Annotated in this window: 17 protein-coding genes and 1 tRNA gene; 6 read left to right on the top strand and 12 right to left on the bottom strand. The window is 67.3% G+C overall.

Annotation, left to right across the window (positions count from 1 at the left end; all coding sequences use genetic code 11):
• Positions 1 to 127 precede the first annotated feature (127 nt).
• The gene (locus tag ABL844_RS03815; RefSeq protein WP_184634374.1) at positions 128 to 853 is read right to left on the bottom strand and encodes a winged helix-turn-helix domain-containing protein; all 726 of its coding nucleotides are present in this window, start codon (positions 851 to 853) and stop codon (positions 128 to 130) included.
• Between the two features lie 376 nt (positions 854 to 1229).
• Entirely contained in the window at positions 1230 to 3179 is a 1950-nt protein-coding gene (locus ABL844_RS03810) for an ATP-binding protein (RefSeq protein ID WP_418130519.1), read from the bottom strand.
• Positions 3180 to 3250: 71 nt separating this feature from the next.
• Here ABL844_RS03810 and ABL844_RS03805 point away from each other — a divergent pair, with 71 nt between their 5' ends.
• Positions 3251 to 3991 (top strand): response regulator transcription factor, encoded by a 741-nt coding sequence (locus ABL844_RS03805; RefSeq protein WP_260319163.1) that lies wholly within the window; start codon positions 3251 to 3253, stop codon positions 3989 to 3991.
• A 38-nt stretch (positions 3992 to 4029) separates the two neighbouring features.
• Here ABL844_RS03805 and ABL844_RS03800 read toward each other — a convergent pair whose 3' ends face one another.
• The 3 genes from ABL844_RS03800 to ABL844_RS03790 all read right to left on the bottom strand — a co-directional run bounded on the left by ABL844_RS03800 (position 4030) and on the right by ABL844_RS03790 (position 8700).
• The gene (locus ABL844_RS03800) at positions 4030 to 5391 is read right to left on the bottom strand and encodes a sigma-54-dependent transcriptional regulator (RefSeq protein ID WP_418130518.1); all 1362 of its coding nucleotides are present in this window, start codon (positions 5389 to 5391) and stop codon (positions 4030 to 4032) included.
• Between the two features lie 7 nt (positions 5392 to 5398).
• Positions 5399 to 7261, bottom strand: a complete 1863-nt coding sequence (locus tag ABL844_RS03795; protein ID WP_418130517.1) for a sensor histidine kinase — start codon at positions 7259 to 7261, stop codon at positions 5399 to 5401.
• A gap of 86 nt (positions 7262 to 7347) precedes the next feature.
• Positions 7348 to 8700 (bottom strand): dicarboxylate/amino acid:cation symporter, encoded by a 1353-nt coding sequence (locus ABL844_RS03790; protein ID WP_126021728.1) that lies wholly within the window; start codon positions 8698 to 8700, stop codon positions 7348 to 7350.
• Positions 8701 to 8961: 261 nt separating this feature from the next.
• On the opposite strand from ABL844_RS03790, the gene ABL844_RS03785 reads away from it, so the two are divergent.
• Genes ABL844_RS03785 through ABL844_RS03775 form a run of 3 tightly spaced genes read left to right on the top strand, consistent with a single transcriptional unit; the run spans position 8962 to position 11554 of the window.
• The gene (locus ABL844_RS03785; RefSeq protein ID WP_418130516.1) at positions 8962 to 10380 is read left to right on the top strand and encodes an MFS transporter; all 1419 of its coding nucleotides are present in this window, start codon (positions 8962 to 8964) and stop codon (positions 10378 to 10380) included.
• A 39-nt stretch (positions 10381 to 10419) separates the two neighbouring features.
• A complete protein-coding gene (locus tag ABL844_RS03780; protein WP_418130515.1) occupies positions 10420 to 11118 on the top strand; it encodes an aspartate/glutamate racemase family protein in 699 nt (232 codons plus the stop codon).
• A 34-nt stretch (positions 11119 to 11152) separates the two neighbouring features.
• Positions 11153 to 11554: a PaaI family thioesterase gene (locus ABL844_RS03775; protein WP_126021625.1), complete on the top strand. Its 402-nt coding sequence runs from the start codon at positions 11153 to 11155 to the stop codon at positions 11552 to 11554.
• 39 nt (positions 11555 to 11593) lie between these two features.
• Here ABL844_RS03775 and ABL844_RS03770 read toward each other — a convergent pair whose 3' ends face one another.
• On the bottom strand, positions 11594 to 11950 hold the full coding sequence (locus tag ABL844_RS03770; protein ID WP_418130514.1) for a hypothetical protein: 357 nt from the start codon (positions 11948 to 11950) through the stop codon (positions 11594 to 11596).
• Between the two features lie 398 nt (positions 11951 to 12348).
• On the opposite strand from ABL844_RS03770, the gene ABL844_RS03765 reads away from it, so the two are divergent.
• Positions 12349 to 12702 carry a hypothetical protein gene (locus ABL844_RS03765; RefSeq protein ID WP_418130513.1) on the top strand — a complete coding sequence of 118 codons (354 nt, stop codon included), beginning with the start codon at positions 12349 to 12351 and terminating at the stop codon, positions 12700 to 12702.
• Between the two features lie 95 nt (positions 12703 to 12797).
• Positions 12798 to 13178, top strand: a complete 381-nt coding sequence (locus ABL844_RS03760) for a hypothetical protein (protein ID WP_184634362.1) — start codon at positions 12798 to 12800, stop codon at positions 13176 to 13178.
• 104 nt (positions 13179 to 13282) lie between these two features.
• Here the strand turns inward: ABL844_RS03760 and ABL844_RS03755 are convergent.
• From ABL844_RS03755 to ABL844_RS03730, 6 genes are all read right to left on the bottom strand, one after another.
• Positions 13283 to 13358 (bottom strand) — tRNA-Phe (locus tag ABL844_RS03755).
• A 21-nt stretch (positions 13359 to 13379) separates the two neighbouring features.
• Positions 13380 to 14081: a response regulator gene (locus ABL844_RS03750; RefSeq protein WP_126021684.1), complete on the bottom strand. Its 702-nt coding sequence runs from the start codon at positions 14079 to 14081 to the stop codon at positions 13380 to 13382.
• A gap of 90 nt (positions 14082 to 14171) precedes the next feature.
• Complete coding sequence (locus tag ABL844_RS03745) at positions 14172 to 16505, bottom strand: ATP-binding protein (RefSeq protein WP_418130512.1); 2334 nt, start codon at positions 16503 to 16505, stop codon at positions 14172 to 14174.
• Positions 16502 to 17068 (bottom strand): DUF4390 domain-containing protein, encoded by a 567-nt coding sequence (locus ABL844_RS03740; protein WP_418130511.1) that lies wholly within the window; start codon positions 17066 to 17068, stop codon positions 16502 to 16504. The genes ABL844_RS03745 and ABL844_RS03740 overlap by 4 nt, the downstream gene beginning before the upstream one ends.
• Before the next feature lie 58 nt (positions 17069 to 17126).
• The gene (rsmB, locus tag ABL844_RS03735; RefSeq protein WP_418130510.1) at positions 17127 to 18509 is read right to left on the bottom strand and encodes a 16S rRNA (cytosine(967)-C(5))-methyltransferase RsmB; all 1383 of its coding nucleotides are present in this window, start codon (positions 18507 to 18509) and stop codon (positions 17127 to 17129) included.
• A gap of 110 nt (positions 18510 to 18619) precedes the next feature.
• On the bottom strand, positions 18620 to 19228 hold the full coding sequence (locus tag ABL844_RS03730) for a lema family protein (protein WP_184642749.1): 609 nt from the start codon (positions 19226 to 19228) through the stop codon (positions 18620 to 18622).
• Positions 19229 to 19239: the final 11 nt, after the last annotated feature.

Raw genomic sequence — 19239 nt, 5'->3', positions numbered from 1 at the left:
GTGAATTCCCGGGAGCTCCGGCTATGTTGCTCGGATGCATCCCGAAAAGTAAAAAACAAAAGGATGGCCGGCGCCCGAATTACAAGCGCTGGCCCAACAATTGCCCGCGATGCAGGCAACCCTCAATTCATCTGAGGAACATCGGCGAGACGGTGTGCAGCTTGTATCCCTGGCCGAATACGGCGCGCAGCATCAATCCATTGGCCGGTTCTATATTGAGCTTCCTGCGAATCTTGAAAACGCAGACATCCAATGCGCGAGAGCGCAGGCTGACGGTGTCCCGCCAGAAAAGGCCATAGAGCTGCTCGCGGCTCAAAAGGCAATCCCTGTTCCTGAACAATTCGAGGGCGAGGTCGAATTCACGAGGCTGCAGGTACATTTCCCGCTCTTCGTGGAACACACGGCGTTCGCTGATCTGGAAACGGTAGCCCCGGTAGATCAGGAGCTCGTTTCTTCCCGCGCCATATGCAGCGAGAGTGGTGCGGTGAAGCAGGCCCTGGGCTTTCGATCTGACCTCGTCCAGATCGAAGGGATGAAGCACGAAATCGAAATTCCTCTCGCCCGAAAACTCACGTTCGATGCCCTGTTGTGCAGCGACGCTGTCGCTGTTGACGGCGAACAGCAGCGGCGCGTCGATCAGGGCGCGGACCGAGTCCAGCCACTGCACGGTGGCGTCCACGGGCAACGGCAGCAGGACCAGCCCCGAGCGCTGCCCTGCCTGAAGCGAGCCGATGAAATCGCCCAGCAGATCGAAGCCGTCGGCGTGGGACTGCTCGCGCTGGCGCGGCGGCAGATAAATCAGCTGGGATTTGTCCAGGCTCAGGGCCTGGGCGCGAGACTCCGGCGAAACCATTCCAAACTCTCCGTTCAACGTTGGATTTCATGGAGAGCGCGTTCACCGCATCCCCATGATCCCTTTCGGGCTGGGGAATGTATCTATTTACAATCGGATCAGACAATGTCGGTCATTGACTTCAAATGACCTACATTGACCAATTCATGCATGCATAAAGTGAAAACTTTTGTGTAGCGAATGGAAGAAAATCACAAAGTTGGGGGAGGAGCCAGAAAACTTCTTGTCCTGGCCTAAAGTCAATGCGCATTAATGACGATGAATGTCATCAAATGCTGCCAAAGACGCTGAAAACGTTTTCTTTCTGGCATCGAAAAATTCACGCTTCGCCACGGCGTGCCGAAGGCCTCCACGCTGTCGGGGAAGCCCGCCGATTTCAGCGCGGCAGCCCGATGGGAGTCGGTTGCAGCGGAATCGTCAGACGGAACACCGTGCCCTCGGCATCGCTGGAGAGCAGCACCACGTCTCCGCCGTGCTGGCGGGCGATGGTCCGCGAGATGTGGAGCCCCAGCCCCGAGCCGGGCACCTGGGTCGACGTGACGCCCCTGAAGTAGCGCTCGAAGAGGCTGCCTCGCTCGCCGTCGGGGATCGGTTCTCCCTGATTGCAGACCGTCACACTGAAAAGCCCCGCCCCGGATTCGCATCGCACCGTGACCGCCGAATCGGCAGGCGAGTACTTCAGGGCGTTGTGGACCAGGTTGCGGATCGCCATTTCGATTCTTGCCGGGTCGCCCTCGCACATCGTCCGCTGCGCTGGCGCCTCGACGCCGAGGCGGGCGTTTTCTTCAGGCAGCCCGACGCCCCGGACGCTTTCGATCACCTCGCGCAAATCGAAGCTGCGTGCGGCAGGCCTCGGGGAACCGGTCTCCAGCGCGTCGTCCTGCAGGATGTTCTCGATGAGCACGGCGAGGCGGCGGGTCGCCTTGCGGATCTTGCCGACGGCGCGCTTGACCGCCTCGTCCCGGCCTGAGGGCGACAGTTCCAGGGCATGCGCCACAGCGTCGACAACGGCGAGCGGCGTGCGGAACTCGTGCGAGACGACAGCGACGAATTCGCGCTGGCGCACCCGTTCCTCCAGCGCCGTCTTGGCGACTTTCATCGAATCGAAGGCGCGCTTGCGCTCCGCGCGCAGCGCAAGTTCCGCCCGCCGTGAACGGCTGGCCACCGCGAAGTTGAGCATTGCCAGGTTCGCGAGCTGAAGCATGGGAATCCAGAACTCGAGGATGAACGGCTTCTTCATGGTCACGAACCCCAGCAGCACCAGCAGGTAGAAGGTCCAGGACAGGTTCACGCAGGTGAAGACGACGGCCGCCAGCAGGTAGTGGAACGCCCGGTGGCGGACCATCAGCCAGACGACGAACCCGAGGTTGAAGAAGCCGACCGTGATCTGCAGGTAGGCCGCCGCATGGATGGCGGCGTCCACCCCGCCCGCCGAAAGTACCGCCATGGCCGCGAAGGCCAGCGCCGCGGCCTTCATGAACCAGGCGGCCCGCGGCGAGTAGCTGTCGTAGTCGAAGAACCGCCACGCGAACACGGCGGCGATCGACATCAGCGCACCCGAGCTCGCATCGACGAAGCGGTCGGCCACCAGCGGCGCATCGGGAAACATCAGCGAGCTCGCGTAGCCGAGCATGGAGGCGACGGCCACCAGCATGGAAAACAGGAAGAGCGCGTAGACCGGGTAGATGCCGTTGCGCAGCCAGACCCAGAAGATCAGGTTCATCAGCACCATCACGCCAATGGCACCGGCGAACGCCGAGAGGAAAGCCATCCGGCTCGCCTCCGCCCGCTCCAGCCCGGCCCGTTGCCAGACGTGCAGGCACAGGGGAGCCAGGCCATGCGTCTTCACCCGCACGTAGTAGGTTTCGGGCGATGAGCCCACCACGACGGGGAAGGCCATCATGCTGCTGCGGATGGCCCGGTCGACGAAGGGCTGCTGGTCGCCCAGCCGCTCGACCGAAATCCTGCCGGAGGCATCGCGCCGGTAGACCTCCACGTCGTCGACCCAGTTGGGGAATATCTGGATGGCCCATTGCGAAAGCGCGCCGGGCTCCTGCTGCAAGGAAAACCTGATCCAGTAAATCTCGCCTGCCCGAAGTCGGCCGAGGCGGGTATCTCCGGCTATAAACTCCACGCCGCCGCGGGCTGAAATAATGTCCTCGATGGAAGTATTTCCGGATGTATCAATGAATATTTCCTCTTGGCCGAGCAACGAGACGGGTTCTTTCAGCCCTTGATCGCTGCGAAGCACAAGAGCATGTGAACAAAGCGAAATCAGCCACAGCGCCATCCCCGCGATCAAAACAAGACATCTATTTCTTTTCATGTTGTTGATATTGTCCGGCGAATCTTCGGCGCCAGCAGCGCGTCGCAGCCGAGACCGAGGAGAGGTGCATCATGAATATTCCGAACTCCAATACCGATAAAAAGATAACCGTCTACCTGATCGAGGACGAAGACGACCTTCAGGAAGCACTGGTCTACAGCCTCGAGCAACTGGGTTTCAAGGCCTCCGGCTTCTCGACGGCGGCGGAGTTCTACAGGGCCTACGCGGTCAATCGATGCGACGTGGTGGTGATCGACATCGAACTGCCGGACGAGAACGGTTTTTCGATCGCCCAGCACCTGCGTTCCGCCAGCAATGTCGGGATCGTCTTCGCAACCGCGCGCGGCGACCTCAGCGACCGGGTGCGCGGCCTGCGCGGCGGCGCCGATGCCTATTTCGTGAAGCCGGTGCATGCCGAGGAGCTCGCGGCCTCGATCGAAGCCATCTACCGACGCATCAAGGCGGCCGAAGCGAGCGCCGGCCGGGCGCTGCAGCCGCATCAACCCGAGGCGCCGCGCGGCACGGGGCGCTGGGTGCTCAAGGAAGGCGACTGGATCCTGTACGCCCCCGATGGCCGGGCGCTGCGCCTCACGATGTCGGAGCGCGCCATCGTCACCAGCCTGTTCAAGCAGCGCAACAAGCCCGTCGACCGGACGCAGCTCGCAGCCGCGCTGGGCGGCGGCGATCTCGAGAACTTCGACCTGCAGCGCGTCGATGCCGTGGTCAGCCGGCTGCGGCGCAAGGCGACGGCGGCGGGCATTTCACTGCCACTGCATGCCGTGAGAGGCACCGGCTACCAATTCCAGACCTGAGCTCAAGAGCGGGCCGCCCGCAGGATGCGGCTGCAGCCCTACTTGAACTCGTCGACCGTCAGCCCGAGCTTGCGCACCTTGTCGTGCAACGTCTGCCGCGCGATGCCCAGGGCGGCGGCCGTGGCGGGCTGGTCGCCGCGCTGGCGCCTCAGTTCCTCGACGATCACCGCGCGCTCGAACGATTCCACCTGCTGGGGCAGACCCCGCGGCAAAGCCGGCACACCCTGCGCGCTGCCATGCGTCTGCGTCAGGCGCTCCCCCAGGAGCCCCAGCACGAAACGGTCGGCCACGTTGCGCAGCTCGCGCACATTGCCGGGCCAGGCGTAGGCCATCAGGTCGGCCAGCTGCGCGTTGCTCAGCAGCGGCGCGGGCCGGTCGTAGCGGGTCGCGGCCTGGAGCGTGAAATGCTCGAACAGCAGCGGGATATCTTCCCGGCGCTCGCGCAGCGGCGGCAGCTCGATGAAGGCCACGCCCAGGCGGTAGTACAGGTCGGCCCTGAACTTCTGCTGGTCGCTCATGGCCTTGAGGTCGTCCTTGCTCGCGGCCACCACGCGGCAGTCGAAGGGAATGGTCTTGTTGGAGCCGATGCGCTCGATGCTGCGCTCCTGCAGCGCGCGCAGCAGCTTGATCTGCACCGCCATAGGCATGCTCTCGATCTCGTCGAGGAAGAGCGTGCCGCCGCTGGCGTATTCGAACTTGCCCACGCGCATGCGGCTCGCGCCGGTGAAGGCGCCGGCCTCGTGGCCGAAGAGCTCGCTCTCGGCCAGCGACTCGGGCAGGCCACCGCAATTGAGCGGCACGAAATGCTGGCGCCGGCGCGCGCTGTGGTCGTGCAGGCAGCGCGCGACCAGTTCCTTGCCGGTGCCGGTCTCGCCGTAGACCAGCACGTCGGCCGACGTCTCGGCCAGCGTCTTCACCGTCTGGCGCACCTGCTGCATCTGCGCCGAACGGCCTATCAGCACCGACTGGATGCCCTGCCAGTTCTCCAGCGCGTCGCGCAATGCGCGCACCTGCAGGCTGAGCTGCCGCCGCTCGATGGCGTGGCGAACGATGGCCACCAGCCGCTCGGAACTGAAGGGTTTCTCGATGAAGTCGTAGGCGCCCTCGCGCATGGCCTGCACGGCCATCGCGATGTGGCCGTGGCCGGTGACCAGGATCACCGGCAGCTCGGGGTCGACGCCGCGCAGCTCGGGCAGCCACTCGGTGCCGCTCAGGCCCGGCAGGCGCACGTCGCTGATGACGACGGCCGGCACGCCGACCGAGATGTGCGCCCGGGCGCGCTCGGCGCTCGGGAAGGACTCGACTTCGAAACCGGCCAGGGTCAGCACCTGGGTGGTGCTGACGCGGACGTCTTCGTCGTCCTCGATCAGCATCACCCGGATCGCAGGGGCTTCGCTCACTTGGGGATCACTCCTGTTGTGCAATGGAAAGGGCGTCGGCAACCGGCGGGTTGCTGCTGCTGTCGTGGATCACGGCAATGGCCGCCGGCAGGTCGACGACGAAGCATGCCCCGCCGCCGTCCAGGTTGGCCGCGCGCAGCGTGCCGTCCATGGACCGCACCAATTGTGCCGAGATCACGAGCCCCAGTCCCAGCCCCGACCCCGCCGCCTTGCCGGTGACGAAGGGTTCGAACAGCCGCTGCAGGATGTCCGGGCGGATGCCCGGGCCGGTGTCGGTCACCGACAGCAGCACGCGGCCCTCCTTCGGCCGTGCTTCCAGGCGCAGCTTGCGTACCGGCGCGTCCTGCATCGCGTCGATGGCGTTGCGCATCAGGTTGGCGAGCACGCTGCCGAGCGCGGCCTCCTCCGCCATCACGCTCAGCGCGGGCGGCTGCACGTCGACCTCGATGGCGACGCGCTGCTTGCGCGCAGCCTCGGCCACGATCACCTGCGCGTCGGCGATCGCATGCGACAACAGCACCGGCGCCAGCGGCAGCTCGCTCTTGTAGGCGAAGGTGCGCAGCTGCGAGGTCAGCCGCGCGAGCCGGTCGACCATGCCGCGGATGCGCTCGAGGTTGCCGCGCACGTCCTCAAGGCGGTTCTTGTCGAGCAGGATGGACGCGCTTTCCGAGAGCGTGCGCATCGCGGTGAGCGGCTGGTTGAGCTCGTGCACCACGCCGGCCGACATCTGCCCCAGCGCCGCCATCTTGCCGGCATGCACCAGCTCGCCCTGCGCCGCGCGAAGCTGCGCGGTGCGCGCGGCCACGGTCGATTCGAGCGTGTCGTGCGCCGCCTGCAGCGCAGCCTGGTTCGCAAGCTTCTGGCGCACGGCGCGGCGCCGCTGCCACAGCGCCACGGCCACCAGCAGCAGCACCGTCATCGCGAGGCCGGCGGTGATGGCCGCGTTGCGCGCCGCCACATGCAGCGGCGCGAGGTTGTCGAGCACCACCAGCTGCCACGGCGCGCCGCGCAGGGTGCGGGCAGAGGCGAGCTGATCGACGCCGTCGAGCGAGATCACCTGCACGTCGCGGTCCAGCGCTTCCTTCTGCGTCCACTGCAGCGGCTGCAGCGCGGCCTCGCCGTAGGGCCGCGAGCGCAGCACCTCGGCGCGCTGCAGTGCGTCCAGCGGCAGCAGCGGCCTGAACTTGATGTCCTCGCGCGTCGAGAGAATAACCACGCCGCGCTGGTCGATCAGCGCCACGTCGCCCGGCAGCTTGCGCCAGGCGCGCTCGGCTTCTTCGAGGTTGATCTTCACCGCCACCACGCCGCGCGAGGCCTGCCCGCGTCGCAGCGCATACGACAGGTAGTAGCCCGGCTTCTTGCTGGTGATGCCCACGCCGTAGAAGCGGCCCCTGCCCTGCCCCAGCGCGTCGATCACGTAGGGCCGGAACGACAGGTCCTGGCCCACGGTGGTGCCGGGCTTGTCCCAGTCGGAAGCCGCCAGCGAGGTGCCGGAGGCGTCGAGCACGTAGAGCATTTCCGCTCCGGCCGCGGCGTTGACGCCGTCGAGGTAGCGGTTGACCGAATCGCGCAGCCGCATGTCCGACGGCGTGCCGAGCAGGGCCGGCACCAGGGGCGTCATCTCCAGCAGCGCGGGCAGGTAGTCGAAGCGGGCGAGGTCGGCGTCCAGGCCGGTGGCGAGCATGTCGAGCCGGTGGTCGGCCGCTTCGCGCAGCCGGGCCAGGCCGGTCTGCATCGCGACCTGGTAGCCCGCGAAGGCGGCCACGGCCACCAGGGCCAGCGCGCCGCCCCATCGGGGCAGGCCGCGCCATCCTCTCGTCGCCTGGTCGGAGTGTGGGTCTAGACGCCGGGCCGGCTCCCTTGGATTCATGGGCCCGTTATTGCACAAGGCCGGGCCGCCCGCATTAGTGGCAGCCCGATGGCCCCAGGGCGGGGCCGGAGGGAGCGGAAAAAAGATCAGGAAGCCTGGCGCGCGCCGCTGGCAGGCATGTGCGTCTCGGTGGCGTCGAGCACGCGCTCGGGCTCGTCGGCCTCGGCCGTGCTTTCCTGGTTCAGGTGCTGGTTCATGCGCACGGTGTCGAGGTCGCCGGTCCACTTGGCGACCACGAGGGTGGCCACGCCATTGCCGATCAGGTTGGTGAGCGCGCGGGCTTCCGACATGAAGCGGTCGATGCCCAGGATGAGCGCCAGCCCCGCCACCGGCACGTGCCCCACCGCCGACAGCGTGGCCGCCAGCACGATGAAGCCGCTGCCGGTGACTCCGGCCGCGCCCTTCGAGGTCAGCAGCAGCACCGCCAGCAGCGTGAGCTGCTGCGTCAGCGTCATGTCGGTGTTGGTGGCCTGCGCGATGAACACCGCCGCCATCGTCAGGTAGATGGAGGTGCCGTCGAGGTTGAACGAGTAGCCGGTCGGAATCACGAGGCCGACCACCGACTTCTTCGCGCCCAGGTTCTCCATCTTGGCCATCATGCGCGGCAGCACCGATTCGCTGGACGAGGTGCCCAGCACGATCAGCAGCTCTTCCTTGATGTACTTGATGAACTTCCAGATGCTGAAGCCGTGGAAGCGCGCAATGAGCCCCAGCACCACGAAGATGAAGAGCAGGCAGGTGGCGTAGAAGGTGGCCATCAGCTGGCCGAGCTGCAGCAGCGAGCTCACACCGTACTTGCCGATGGTGAAGGCCATGGCACCGAAAGCGCCGATGGGCGCGACCTTCATGATGTAGCCGACGATCACGAAGAGCACGTGCGAGCCCTTCTCGATCACGTCGAACACCAGCGTGCCGCGGCCGCCGAAGCGGTGCAGCGCGAAGCCGAACATCACGGCGATCAGCAGCACCTGCAGGATCTCGCCCTTGGCGAAGGCGTCGACCACGGTGTTGGGAATGATGTTGAGCAGGAAGTCGGTGGTGCTCTGCATCTTGCCCGGGCCGGTGTAGGCCGCGATGCTCTTGGTGTCGAGCAGGCTCACGTCGACATTCATGCCCGCGCCGGGCTTGAGCACGTTCACCAGCACCAGGCCCACGATGAGCGCGATGCTGCTGACGATCTCGAAATACAGCAGCGCCATGCCGCCGGTCTTGCCGACCTTCTTCATGTCCTCCATGCCGGCGATGCCGACCACCACCGTGCAGAAGATGATCGGCGCGATGATCATCTTGATCAGCTTGATGAAGCCGTCGCCCAGCGGCTTCATCGAAGCGCCGGTGTCGGGATAGAAATGCCCCAGGAGCACCCCGAGCACGATGGCCGTGATGACCTGGAAGTACAGGGATTTGTAGAAGGGTTTGGGGGCGGTCTGGTGTTCCATGGGGGTGCTCATTGGTTTGTCTCCAGGTTCGTGACCGAGCCCCGCATCAGGGGTGCACGGCCGGCCGGTGGTTCAGCAATCGACATGCCACGGCCGGCAAGGGCTGGGGCGCGCCCTAAGTCCTTGATTTCACGGGGCTTTTCTTCATGCGGCGCGAGGCGCCCCGCCGACGATCCGGATGCCGCCGACCGGCCCCGTCCGACCTTCCGGATCGTTAACTCCGGGTAAACCCTAAACACCCGGCGGTGTCAGACTCGGCGGATGAACGACAACGCCCAGCCTGCCGCGGCCACGGAAAGCGCCTCCAGGCGCATCGCGCTCACCGTGGCGGCCGCCTTCTTCATGGAGACGCTGGACGCCACCGTCATCGTCACGGCGCTGCCGGCCATCGGGGCGGCCTTCAGCATCGGCGCGCTGGACGCGAGCCTGGGCGTGACGGTCTACCTGATCGCGATGGCGGCGCTGGTGCCTGCCGCCGGCTGGTGCGCGGGGCGCTTCGGCGCGCGGCGGGTGTTCGCGCTGGCGGTCGGCACCTTCACCCTCGCCTCGCTCGCCTGCGGGCTTGCGCCGACTTTCGAGTTCTTCGTCGCGGCGCGCGTGCTGCAGGGCGCGGCGGCCGCCTTCATGTCGCCGGTGGGCCGGCTGGTGGTGCTGCGCGAGACGCCGAAGCACCGGCTGATCGAGGCCATCGGCACCATCACCTGGCCGGGGCTCATCGCGCCGGTGATCGGGCCGCCGCTGGGCGGGCTGATCGCCACGCATGCCTCGTGGCACTGGATCTTCCTGCTGAACGTGCCGCTGGGCCTCGCCGGCCTGTGGCTGATCATGCGGCTCTTTCCGCGCCGGGCCGACACGGCACCGGTGCGCTTCGACGCCGCCGGCTTCGTGCTCACCGCCATCGCGCTGGCCGCGCTGGTCGAGGGCCTCACGCGGCTGGGCGGGCCGCAGCCGGGCTCGGCCGCCACGCTCGGCCTGCTGGCCGCCGGCGTGGTGGCCACCATGGCCGCCGTGCACCATGCGCGCCGCGTGGCGACGCCCCTGCTCGACCTGCGCGCGCTGGCGGTGCCGACCTATGCGCTGGCCACCGCGACGGCCGGCTTCATCTCGCGCGTCGCGATCAACGCATCGCCCTTCCTGCTGCCGCTGATGTTCCAGATCGGCTTCGGCATGAGCGCCTTCCAGGCCGGCTCGATGCTGCTGGTCTACATGGCCGGCAACCTCGTGATGAAGAGCGCCACCACCGCGGTGCTGCGGCGCTTCGGCTTTCGCCGCGTGCTGACGGTGAACGGCGCGATCTGCGCCGCCACGCTGTTCGGCTGCGCGCTGCTGTCGCCCGGCGATCCGCTGCCGTGGATGTGCGTGCTGCTCTTCGTGGCGGGCATGGCGCGTTCGATGAACTTCACCGCCATCAACACGCTGGCCTTTGCCGACGTGCCCGACGAGACCCGCGCGGGCGCCAGCACGCTCGGCACCATGCTGCAGCAGGTGTCGCTCGCGCTCGGCGTGGCGCTGGGCGCGATGGTGCTCGGCGCATCGCAGGCGCTGCGCGGCGCGGCGGCCGTGGAGCTGGTCGATTTCCACCACGCCTGGTACGTGGTCGGCCTTCTGATGGCCATCGCGACGCTGATGATGCTGCGGCTCGACCGCCATGCGGGCGTGGCGGTGTCGCGCAGGGCGTGAGAACATCGTCTGCTGATTTCCCAGACGGAGACTTGCTTCATGCCACTTCACATCGGCATCGTCGGCTGCTCGGCCGAAGGCGCTGCGCTCTGCTATCGCACGCTGTGCGTCGAAGGCGCCAGCCACATGGGCCACGCGCATGCCCACCCGGAGGTTTCGATGCACACGCATTCGCTCGCGGCGTACGTGGACTGCCTGGACCGCGGCGACCTGGACGGCGTCGCGCAGCTGATGCTGTCGTCGGCGGGCAAGCTCGCCGCAGCCGGCGCCGACTTTCTTATCTGCCCCGACAACACCATCCACCAGGCGATGCACCTGGTGCTTCCGAAGTCGCCACGGCCTTGGCTGCACATCGCCCAAGTCGTTGCGGCCGAGGCCGTGTCGCGCGGCTTCCGCAGCGTGGGCGTGCTGGGCACGCACTGGCTGGTGAACAGCGAGGTCTATCCGCAGGCGCTGTCGGCAGCCGGACTCGAGGCCGTGCGGCCAAGCGCCGAGGAGCGTTCGGAGATGGGCCGCATCATCATGGACGAGCTGGTGCGCGGCGTGATGAAGCCGGAGTCCACCGACGTGCTGCGGCGGATGATCGACGGGCTGAAGGCACGCGGCTGCGATGCCGTCGTGCTGGGCTGCACCGAGTTGCCACTGGTGCTGAACGACGGCAACTCATCACTGCCCACGCTGGACTCGACACGTCTGCTGGCCCGCGCGGCGCTGCGGCGCGCTACTACCACCGGCTGAGCCTTCGGTCCTAGATACAAGCAAGGAGACATTCATGCCAGACATCGCCGCGATGCAGAAGCTGCTGGACACCATCTTCCCCGGCCTCATGGGCGTGCGGCTCACCGAGCTGGCGCCCGAGCGCGTGGTCGCGCTAATGGAAGTGCGGCCCGACCTGTGCACCGCCGGCGGCATCCTCCACGGCGGCGCCTACATGGCCTTCGCGGACACGCTGGGCGCGGTCGGCACCATCGTCAACCTGCCCGAAGGCAAGCGAACGACGACGACCGATTCGAGCACCAAGTTCATCGCCGGAGCGCGCGTGGGCACCACGGTCACCGGCACCAGCGTGGCACTGCATCGCGGGCGCACGACTCAGGTGTGGCAGACCTCGGTGACCAACGCGGACGGCAAGCTGTGCGCTGTCGTCACGCAGACGCAGCTGGTGCTCGACTAAGGCGCACTGCCGCGTCAGCGGCTGCGCATTCGCTCGATCTCAATAGCGGTCTTCGTAGTAGCGGCGATACTGCTCGCGCTCCCACTGGCGGCGGCGCCACTCGCGGCGCTCTTCCCAGCGCTGCGCACGACGCTCTTCCCAGCTGGGTCCGGACTCGTAATAGACAGGCGCCGGAGCGGAATACACCGGGGCCGGCTGGTAGTAGGTCGGTGCCGGCCGCGAGTACACGGGTGCCGGCTCGTAGTAAACCGGCGCGGGCTCGGTCACGACCACGCCGGGTACGTTGATGCCAACAGACCAGCTCGTGCCCGCGTTGGCGGATGCGGCGGCGAACAAGGCGCCGGCGGCGAGGAAACCTGCGGCGACCAGCTTGAGCGTGGATTTGGGGAAAGCCATTTCTTTCATCTCCTGAAGGGCAAGAAGCTGCCCTGATGCGCTTCCAACGCCTGGCTGCGCGGTGTGGCGCACATCGGGACGGTGAAGAACGTTCCTAAATGTCACGCTGGGCTGTGATCTGCAGGGACGAAAGGCCTGCTGGCTATACTGCGCCCGTCATGCCGCAAGAAGGTGTGACCGGGATTGGTCTCCCGTTGAAGCTCTGCGACGAAAGCCGCAGTTTCCCCGCAGGGTCTGCGGCTTTGTCGTTCGTGCCTCCAGTTTTGGCGGCTCGATGGGCGGGCGCAAGCCCGGCCGGTTCTCGCAAGAGCTTCCCGGTAGACCAACCCGTCGAGTCGCCGCCCTCGATTGGTCTCGGGAGCGGCGGTTTTAGCAAACCGAAGCTCTTGGAGGCCGTCATGGCTAAATCCGCTCGCGCATTCACGCGCACGCCCCCTCACTCCGCCGAAGAACCCGTTGCGGCGCCCGACGCAGCGTCAAAGTCGCCCCCTCTTCAGCACAGTCCCGAATCATTCGCGCTCCAAGTAAGCGACGACGTCACCAGCATCCGTGACGTGCACAGCGCATACGCGTGCCTCGAAAAGCTCATCGCGCCGTTGCAGGTGACCGACTGCGAAGAGCTCTGCCCGACGCGCTCCGAACTCGGCGCGCTGGTCCGGCTGATCAACGAAGCGCTGCATTGGCGCATCGAGGTTGCGGACGGCACGATCAGCTCTCTGCGTGAGGTTCTGCGGGAGAGTTGTTCGACCTAGATATGGATCGGCTCCGGCGAGAGCTCCAGCCCTTGGATATGCTCCCGCATCCACCGCTCCGTCAGCGGTTTCATGAACGAACCCTGCAACCGCCGATGGACTATCTCGCCGAACTGCGACTTCAAGGCTTCCACCAGGCGGACGACCATCGAGACGATGAAGGCCGCGTGCAGTTCGATTGCGATCTGTACCGCGGTACAGCGGACGAGCTCACGATCCAGGTGTACGCCGTCGATCAGGAGGCGCTTGAACGCGAGGTCATGCCAATACTGGAGGCTGTGCTGCCGCAGATCGACGAGATGGTCGCCCGGCTCGGTGAGATCGATGCCGATCTGGCACAGATCATCTTGTATCGCGGGCGACTCGGGCTCCACTTCTGGTCGCGCGGGGTCAACAACGAATTCACCGGGATCTGTACGCAAAGCGGAGATCGCTGGGTCTTCCAGGGGTATGGGGACATCTTCGCCAACAGTTAGTTGAAGAAAAGCCCGCGCGGGCGAACATCTGGCGATCTGGCAGCGCTGCCGAAGCATCACAAACTGAAAAGCCCCTGATTCCGTGAAGAATCAGGGGCTTGGATTGGTGGCCTGGGGCGGAATCGAACCACCGACACGCGGATTTTCAATCCGCTGCTCTACCAACTGAGCTACCGGGCCATTGCTGTGTGCAGCCTCAGATTATACAGCGCTTCTGCGCCCTCTTGAAAGATCAACGCCAAGTTGTTTGAGCTTTCTGTAAAGATGGGTGCGTTCGAGGCCGGTTTTCTCGGCGACGCGGGTCATGGAGCCGTTCTCCATCGCCAGGTGGAACTCGAAGTACGCCTTCTCGAAGCCGTCGCGCGCGTCGCGCAGCGGGCGGTCGAGGTCGAAGCTCTGGGTCGACTGCGGGCCTGTGTCGGCCACGGGCACGGAAGCCAGCGAGGCCATCAGCAGGCTGTCGCCGGTGGTTGTGATGGCGGTGGCCTGGCTGCCGGTGATCGGCGCGGGCACCACGCCTGCTGCCGCGCGGCGCGCGCTCTCGCGGGCCAGCCCCTGCTCCACCGCCTTGAGCAGCTTCTGCATGGTGATGGGCTTTTCGAGAAAGGCGAATGCGCCGATGCGCGTGGCGTCGACTGCCGTGTCGATGGTGGCGTGCCCGCTCATCATGATGACGGGCATGCTCAGGAGGCCGGCGGTGGACCACTCCTTGAGCAGCGTGACGCCGTCGGTATCGGGCATCCAGATGTCGAGCAGCACGAGATCGGGTCGTGCGCGCTGGCGCGCAGCGCGCGCTTCGGCCGCGTTCTCCGCGAGTTCCACGTTGTGGCCCTCGTCATTGAGAATTTCGAAGAGCAGGTCCCGGATGCCCAGCTCGTCATCGACCACGAGAATGTTTGCCATGAGTGCTGCTTTTTGTGTGCGCTGGTGTCCGCAATGGTATGTTGAGTCCTCTGGCCCATCCATCGCCTGTGCGACGGACATTCGTGCGGCTCAGGCGGCGGAAGACTTCGACGAATCTTCGGTGTGAGCGGCCGCTGCCCGCGGCTCGCTTGCCAGCGCGAATGATAGCGAGACTTGTGCCCCTGCTACAGCCCCATCGACGACGCGGTTCGAAAGCTCGATGCGCGCGCCGTGCTCGTCGGCGATCTTCTTGACGACGGCAAGTCCCAAACCTGTACCTTTTGTTTTCGTGGTGACGTAGGGCTCGAACGCGCGCTTGAGGATGTTCTCGGCGAAACCCGGGCCACTGTCCTGCACGGTCAGGCGCACGCGCTGCCCCGAGTCGCCCAGCCGCGTCCGGATGGTGACCTCGCCAGCCTTGCCCGTTCCGCTCGCAGCGGCCTCCGCAGCGTCCTGCGCGTTTTGCAACAGGTTGTGTATGACCTGGCGGATCTGCTGCGCGTCGCCCCTGATGGGCGGGCAGCGCTCGTCGAGCTCGGAGCGCAGCGTGATCGGCAGGTTCTCCGCGCTGTAGAGCTGCAGCACGTCGGTCAGCAGGGCGTTCAGGTCGACCGGCTTGAGGTCGGCCGCAGGCAGGCGCGCGTAGTCGCGGAATTCGTTCACCAGCCGCTTCATCGCGTCGACCTGGTCGACGATGGTCTTCACCGACTTCACGAGCACGGCCTGCTCGGGCGGCTGGACCTTGCCCGAGAGCTTCATCTCGAGCCGTTCGGCCGAGAGCTGGATCGGCGTGAGCGGGTTCTTGATCTCGTGCGCGAGCCGCCGCGCGACCTCGCCCCAGGCCTGCGCGCGCTGGGCCGAGACGATCTCGGAGATGTCGTCGAACACCAGCAGCCGCGCGGCGCCTGGCAGCTCCGCGCCGCGCGCGACGATGTTGATGGCGCCGTCCTGCTGCGGCAGATCGGCGCCGGAGGCATGCAGCTCGAAAGCGTGCTGCCAGTGGTCGAGGCCGTGCTGCATGCGCTCGACGAGAAAGTCCTCGAACTGCTGCTGCACCTTGGCGCCGAATTCGCCCAGCCCCGGAACCTCGATGAGCGGCCGGCCCTCGTAGGCCGCGAGCGGCGCGCGCAGCACGCGGGTCGCGCCCGGGTTGGTGGACAGCACGGTGCCCTTGGCATCGAGCACGATCACACCCGAGGTCAGGTTGTCGAGGATGGTCTGCAGGTTGGCGCGCGCCGCGTCGAGCTGGCCCATGGTCTTCTCGACCGCGCCGCGGGCGTCGGCCAGCTGCTGCGTCATGACGGCGAAGGAGCGCGTGAGGCCGCCCAGCTCGTCCTTGCCCTGCAGCACAGCCGTGGGCCGCAGGTCGCCGGCCGCCACCTGCCGCACGCCTTCGGCCAGCACGAGCAGCGGCCGCGCAAGCTGGTTGCCGAAGAGCACGGCCAGCAGCACCGCGCCGAACACGGCGAGGAACAGGCTCAGCGTGAGCGTGCCGATGTACATGCGCCGCAGCCCTTCGCGCGCCAGCGCCCGTTCCTGGTATTCACGGTTGGCCTCCTGCACGGCCAGCGCGTTGGCGACCACGGCCGGCGGCAGCGGACGCGTGACCTGCAGGTAGCGCGGCGCGGTATCGAAGTCGAAGCCGGGCCGCTGCACCATCGCGAGCGCACGCACGCTCGCTGCCGGCGGGGTCGCGCCCGGCGCGGTGGTTTCGTCCAACCCCTCGACGTGCGCGACGGCACGCTCGGGACGCACCTGCCGAAACTGCTGCTGTGTCGGCCGGTCGGGGTTGAGCTGGAACCGCGAGGTGCCGGCGCTGGCCACGAGCTGCCCGGAGCCGGTCCAGAGGATCACGTCGCTGGCCTCGAGCTGGTCGCGGATGCGCTCGAGCACCAGGCCGGCGCTCGCGTCGGGCACCTGCGCCAGTTGCGCGCTGGCGCTGCGCGTCTTGACGGCAAGGTCATCGGACAGCGAATCGAGCGTGGCCCGTCCGAGGTTCAGGCCGGCATCGAGCGCGCCTTCCACCTTGACGTCGAACCAGCTCTCGATCGAGCGCGCGACGAACTGGTACGACACCACATAGACCAGCGCCCCCGGCACCACCCCCACCAGCGCGAAGATGGCCGCCAGCTTGATGAGCAGCCGGCTGCCGAACTTGCCCTGCCGCAGCCGCCGCAGCAGACGGAAGGCGACCCAGCCGATCACCAGCACCAACAGCACCGCCACCACGACGTTGATGCCGAAGAGGCGCACGTAGTAGCGCTCGTACAGCGCGCGGTTGTTGGTGGCCTGCGCCAGCAGGAACATCAGCACGAGGCCGATGGCGGTGACCAGCGCGGCACCGACGCCGATGGCCCAGCGCCGGGCCCGCGCGCGGCTCGCGGCCTGCGAGGCCACCGTGCCGCCGCGCGCCGGAGTGCTCACTTCTGCTTCTCCATCGGCAGCTTGGCCGTGCGCTCCACGGCGATGTTCCAGTCGGCCTGGCCGACCACGCCGATCTGGAACGGACGCGGCAGCTGCGAAGTGTCGAGCCTGAAGCGGAAGGTGACCTGGTGCTGCGGGTCGTCGCCGATCTCGGCGATGTCACCCATGCGCAGCCGTCCGACGCGCTTGATGGCGTCGAGCGCGTCGCCCAGTGTGTCGAAGTTCTGGTTCAGCGAGATGCCCAGGCCGGCCGCGCCGGTCATGGGCGCCGCCGATACGTTGAGCCGCCAGCGGCGCGTGAGCGGTTGGTAGGCCAGCCGCATGTGGCGCGTGACCTGCGCGACCTTGCGGTCGGTCCAGTACCAGCGCTCCTGGAAGAGCTCGGCCTCGGCCACGAAATAGATGGCGATGCCCTTGTCGAGCACCTCCTCGACCAGCGAGGGCAGCTCGAACTGCACGGCGGCGCTGAAGTAGACGCCATCGTCAGCCTGCTCCAGCCGCATCTGGGTGATGGTGGCGCCGCTGCGCCCCTGGGCGAAGGCCGCAGCCGGCAGGAGGGACATGCAGATCGCCCAGATCCAGAGCAGGACGGGCAGCGACAGGAACAGCCAGCGCCGTCGCTCAACGAGGACGCTTTTCAAGCAGGGCGTAGAAAAAGCCGTCGTGGTCACCAGAGGCATTGTCCGGGACGCCACGAGCATTCGACCCGCTTTGGGGCAGCAAATGGCCCGGCGACGGCAGCAATCGTGCGTTGGTGTTGTGTACAAGAAACGCATCAATTTGTTGCGAGCCCTCTTCGCGAAACACGGAGCAAGTGCAGTAAAGAAGTCGCCCGCCGGGCCGCACCAGCGGCCACAGGGCGGCCAGGAGCGTGGCCTGCTGGGCGGCGAGCTGGGCCGTGTCGCTCTCGCGGCGCAGCCAGCGCACGTCGGGATGGCGCCTCACGATGCCGGACGCCGTGCACGGCGCGTCGAGCAGGATGGCGTCGAAAGGCGTGCCGTCCCACCACTGGTCGGTCCGGGCGGCGTCGGCGACGAGCACCTTGGCCTGAAGCCCGAGGCGGGCCAGGGTGTCGTCGATGCGGCGGCTGCGGGCGGCATCGACTTCCAGGGCGGTGACCTCGATGGCGCCGGTGCCCGCCATTTCGAGCAGATGCGCGGTCTTGCCTCCGGGGGCGGCGCAGGCGTCGAGCACGCGCAGGGGCTGCGCTTTCTCCGGCAGCAGGCCCTCGAGCAGCAGTGGTGCGGCCATCTGCGCGGCCGCGTCCTGCACCGAGCAGGCACCGTCGGCAAAACCGGGCAGCTGCTGCACGGGCCGGGCGCGCGCCAGTTGCAGGCCGCTCGGGCCCACGCGCGTCGCGGTCAGGCCGGCGGTTTCGAGTTCGGTCAGGTAGGAGGCCGCTGTCGTCCTGAGGACATTGACCCGCAACGTCATCGGCGCCTGCGCGTTGTCGGCGGCCAGCACCCGCTGCCAATCGCGCGGATGGTCGCGCTTGAGGCGCTCGATCCACCAGCGCGGGTGGTTCCACTGCGCGACGGGTTCCGAGTCGGTGGCGGCCACGAGCTCGTCGCGTTCGCGCAGGAAGCGCCGCAGGCAGGCGTTGATGAAGCTGGCCTGCGCCCGCGTGGCGGGATTGCGCTTGGCGGCCTCGACGGCCTGGTCGACCAGGGTGAACGGCTCGTAGGGAGCGTGCTCCGCATTCCAGGCGAGTGCCAACGCGGTGCACAGCAGCGCATCGGGCAGGGGCGGCGGCGTGCGCTTGGCCAGGTGGCGGCGCAGCGCCTCGGCGCGGCCGAGCCAGCGCAGCACCTGGAAGCCGAGCGATTGCACGCCGGGCCGCAGCGCGGGCTCGACGGCCTCGAAGGCCACGGAGCCCGACGTGCCGGCGCGGATCGACGCCAGCGCCGCCGCCGTCAGTTGCAGCTGGCGCCAGAGCGGGGGTTGTTGCAGGGGCGGCGTGTCGCCAGGGCCTCTGCGAGAGGGGTCGGAGGGTAGTTCTGACAAGTTGGAGGCGATGGTAACGGGCCGGCCAAAAGCCGGACTTCGTACATGGAAAGAGAGCGACAGGAAATACCACTGCGGCCGTGGCGGCCCGGATCACAGGCCGGCGCCGCTCAAAGCAGCGGTGCCGCCGGACGCAGACGCACGGCCCATGCCACCAGCAAGGCCGGAAACTGGGCGATGGCGGCGTTGTATTGCGCCACCGCCTGGTTGAACTGGCTGCGCGCGATCTCCGCCGCGGCGGAGGGTTCGGGCCAGCCGATGGGCTCCGCCGTGCCGGGCACCATGCTTGTCGCGCCGGGCAGCAGCTGCGCGGGCCGCGACAACGTGCCATCGGCGTCGAACACGGTCACCTGGTCGGGATGCTGCCGCTGCCAGGCGCCGATCCAGACCTGCAGCGCGGTCGCCAGCGCCGCCATGCCGCCGACGTCGAGCGGGCGCAGCCGGGTTGCGCCCAGCAAGGTCGCGAGCTGCGCCGTTGCGGCCTGCAGCGGCGCGATGGACGACAGCGATTCGCCGGTCGGCGCCGCCTCGGTCTGCGGGCCGGCCGCGATGCTGGCCTGCACGAAGTCGAGCTGCTTGCCCAGCGCCGCATCGAGCTGGCCATAGGCCTGCAGCACGGCCGCGCGAAGGCGTACCAGCCGGTTGTAGGCGCCGACAAACCAGAAGAGCAGGACCGCGACCGCGATCCAGCCGGCCAGCGATTCGGGCAATACGCTCATCGACGACAAGG

It is taken from the genome of Variovorax sp. 278MFTsu5.1 (assembly GCF_048305045.1).
Taxonomy (GTDB): domain Bacteria; phylum Pseudomonadota; class Gammaproteobacteria; order Burkholderiales; family Burkholderiaceae_C; genus Variovorax; species Variovorax guangxiensis.
This window is presented reverse-complemented; position numbering and strand designations above follow the sequence as displayed.